We start from the raw sequence: 3,377 nt of genomic DNA on the forward strand, positions 1-3,377 counted from the left end.
AAAGCTAGCTCTAGCCTTACTGCCATTTCTGGCGTTAAAGATCCGCGTGCATTTAGAACCTTAGATAAAGTTTTTCGGCTCACATCTAGATGACTTGCCACGTCTGTTATCGTTAATCCAAGAGATTCGATAACGAGTTCTTTTAATACCTCACCGGGGTGAGCGGGATTAAACATAGACATTAGTGGTAATCCTCGTAATTCACGATCTCAACATCACGGCCATCAAAGCGATAAGTCACTCGCCAGTTGCCACTTACTCTTACTGACCACACACCCTTACGCGCACCTTTTAACGGGTGCATATGCAGACCGGGCAAATCCATATCATCGGGACATTCAGCCTGATCAAGGTTAGTCAGAATCAAACGAAGCTTCTTCTCATGTTTTTTCTGGATGCCGGAGGTACTTCCAGAGTCATAAAACTTCTGAAGCCCTTTGTGGAGGAAGCTTTTAATCATGGCGCAAGTGTAACCCAAAAGGTTTCAGCATGCCAAACTTTAGTATTGTCCATAATGTTTCTCGTGCTTGATCGATAAGGCACATTAATGAACGAAGTTTTGGAGGTAAGTTATGTATTTCTCTGAGAAAAAATCGAAACGCGAACCTTGGAACAAAGGGAAACTGGTAGGCCAAAAACTACCATTGAAACAAGAGCACATATGGGCAATCAGAACACGGCTGGAGATGGCTGGAAAACTAAGAGACTTAGCGTTATTTAACTTGGCTTTAGACAGCAAACTACGCGGATGCGACTTGGTTAAACTCATGGTTCGAGATATCGCCCGTAATTCCGAAGTGATGGTTAGAGCGCAAGTCATCCAACAAAAGACACAACATCCAGTCGTTTTTGAAATCACAAGAAAGACCCGAGAGACAATAGCGAACTGGATTGAAAGTCGTTCGCTAAGCTCCCTAGAGTATCTATTTCCTAGCAGATCAAAATTAGGAGGACATATTACAACTCGTCATTATGGCCGTATCGTAAAAAGCTGGGTGACTAGCATAGATCTCGATCCAAGCGCATACGGCACTCATAGTATGCGCCGTACTAAAGCGTCAATAATATACAAGCAAACTAAAAATCTACGCGCAGTTCAAATACTACTTGGCCATACGAGCCTTGAAAGTACAGTCAGATACTTAGGCGTTGAAGTTGATGACGCATTAGAGCTTGCGCAGAACATAGAGATCTAAATCCCCTCATTCCACAGGGCTATTTGCGGGTAGCCCTTTCTAACCCGATACTGAGTCAGGTCTGATCGAGATGCTGGACATAAGAAGCTCTTTCAACTCATCTTGGATGACTAACCAAAGTGTCTCATAGCTTAGAGAAAAACAAGTATGTAAAGACTACTATCGCTGCCACTGTTACTAAGCGTGTAAAAAATGCACATCTACCTTTAGCGGTCTCGTCAAAATCGCTGTATACCGGAGGTACTTTTTCGAACCCAAAACTTACATAGTAACCTTTGTTCAAAATGATTCCCCAAGCTGGGTAAATTACTGTACATAAAAGAAAAAAGACTCTAAATAGAAAGGACTTTAATTCAAAATCTAGGTACGAACGATAGAAGAAACTAGTTAATACGATGGTTGCTAAGAGTAAGAATAGTCCGTTGCGAAATTTTGGCGTGAAATTCATATTACAAACGAAATGTTAATTAAGATGGCTGACTCTGCGATGGATCGTTTAGTCTGACTTTTGGAGCAATCGTTTATAGTTTTGTTGGATAATTTCATTGTTTTTTTAGGCTTTTGAAATATAAGAGGTCTGCAGCTAGGACACTAAGGAATACGAGGGGCAAAGTTATCTGTGCGGGATAACCCCTTAGCGAAACTGTATTTCGAATCAATATCGAATCGTTTTCAATGTAATCGAAAGCCAGTACGAAAAACAATAGATTGAAACAGCATAAAATAAGCAGGGTGGAAAAAGATTTACTGCCTTTTGGTGTTTCGTTCACCCTAATTCCTCAATTTGTTGAACACATATTAACGGCAACTGAGTCTACCGAAGTGTTCCTCTTACTTGAATAAGCAGACCTACACGTAAGACTTGAATCAACAGCCGCTTCTGTCTAATTCCGTGCATTGCACTTTAAACCATAGATTGCCGCCTGCGCGGCAATGACGGATTGGAACGAAACTTAAATCCCGTTGAGCACGCAAGCGATTAAGGTGAATTGCTCGCAGAGCAAGAGAAGATGCCCTGGGGTACCGGGTCGCCTTTAGATGAGGGTGAATTGCGAAGCAAGAAAGGCTGGCATGTGCCATCTTAAGACCTTTGGCGAAACAAAGGTCTTAAGGCGCTGTAGGTTGCCACCGACAGGAAAAAAAGAATTAGCCTGTCTTTATCCCAGAAAAACTTTAGTGCACGCTTCTGTGTACGGAATGACGGTGCAGAGACAGACCGTTTCTGCCCAATTCCAAACACCCAGAATTAACTCAGAGCCTCCCTTAAGCCGTTTGCCACCAGCCTAATTCTGAATGTTCGTTTTCTGGCTGATCCCATCCACCGCGAACTAATTCGCCCAGGATTAAATCTGAATCTATTTGTTTCACGAATTGAGCAGCCTTAAGCGCATCGTCTCGGTTAATGTCGACAGCATCATCGTCCTCAGCATTTACATACGCAGATACCGAAGAGACTTTTCTTACGCCCGCCTCTGATGCAATAGCAATCTCAAAACAAACATCGCTACCTTGTATCACATAGCCATGCTCTTTCTCTTGCGTGATAATTTTGTATTCGCTCATATTTTGTTTAATTTCCTAACTCATCTTGATCAGCTAATGAAAAAAGCCCAGTTCCTTTCGGGACTGGGCTTTTTATTTTCAAAGTCTGTCTTAGCTTCTAACTTTCAAGACAGACATTTAGATCACTTACGACAAATCACGACCTTTGCCTGCGGCGATACGCAAACGAAGCGCATTTAGCTTGATAAAGCCATCTGCATCTTTCTGATCGTATGCACCAGCATCATCTTCAAATGTCGCGATGCTTTCGTCGAACAAGGTATCTTCTGACTTACGACCAACAACGATGACGTTGCCTTTGTAAAGTTTCAAACGCACAACACCGTTCACGTAAGTTTGTGTCTCGTCGATCAATGCTTGAAGCGCTTTACGCTCTGGTGACCACCAGTATCCGTTGTATACAAGCTCTGCATACTTAGGCATCACACTGTCTTTAAGGTGCGCAGCTTCTTTGTCTAGCGTGATTGATTCGATCGCACGGTGTGCTTTAAGCATGATGGTGCCACCAGGTGTCTCATAACAACCACGTGACTTCATACCAACATAACGGTTTTCTACGATGTCTAAACGACCAATGCCGTTTGCGCCACCCACTTCATTCAAGTGCGCTAGCACTTC

At 42.8% G+C, this 3,377-nt stretch carries 4 protein-coding genes and 1 pseudogene; 1 reads left to right on the forward strand and 4 read right to left on the reverse strand.

The features are described from left to right. Together A3739_RS10225 and A3739_RS10230 are read right to left on the reverse strand one after the other, a co-directional pair. Nucleotides 1–182 (reverse strand): HigA family addiction module antitoxin (locus A3739_RS10225; RefSeq protein WP_068501243.1); only part of this gene is annotated, 182 nt, incomplete at its 3' end. After that, nucleotides 182–460, reverse strand: a complete 279-nt coding sequence (locus A3739_RS10230; protein WP_068501247.1) for a type II toxin-antitoxin system RelE/ParE family toxin — start codon at nucleotides 458–460, stop codon at nucleotides 182–184. The genes A3739_RS10225 and A3739_RS10230, both read right to left, overlap by 1 nt. Nucleotides 461–572: 112 nt before the next feature. Here A3739_RS10230 and A3739_RS10235 point away from each other — a divergent pair, with 112 nt between their 5' ends. After that, nucleotides 573–1,196, forward strand: a complete 624-nt coding sequence (locus tag A3739_RS10235; protein ID WP_068501250.1) for a tyrosine-type recombinase/integrase — start codon at nucleotides 573–575, stop codon at nucleotides 1,194–1,196. A 1,263-nt stretch (nucleotides 1,197–2,459) separates the two neighbouring features. Here the strand turns inward: A3739_RS10235 and A3739_RS10240 are convergent. Then, on the reverse strand, nucleotides 2,460–2,759 hold the full coding sequence (locus A3739_RS10240) for a hypothetical protein (protein WP_068501252.1): 300 nt from the start codon (nucleotides 2,757–2,759) through the stop codon (nucleotides 2,460–2,462). A 126-nt stretch (nucleotides 2,760–2,885) separates the two neighbouring features. Beyond that, nucleotides 2,886–3,377 (reverse strand): annotated as a pseudogene (locus tag A3739_RS10245) (argininosuccinate synthase domain-containing protein); the annotation flags it as partial.

This window comes from Oleiphilus sp. HI0067 (assembly GCF_001635735.1).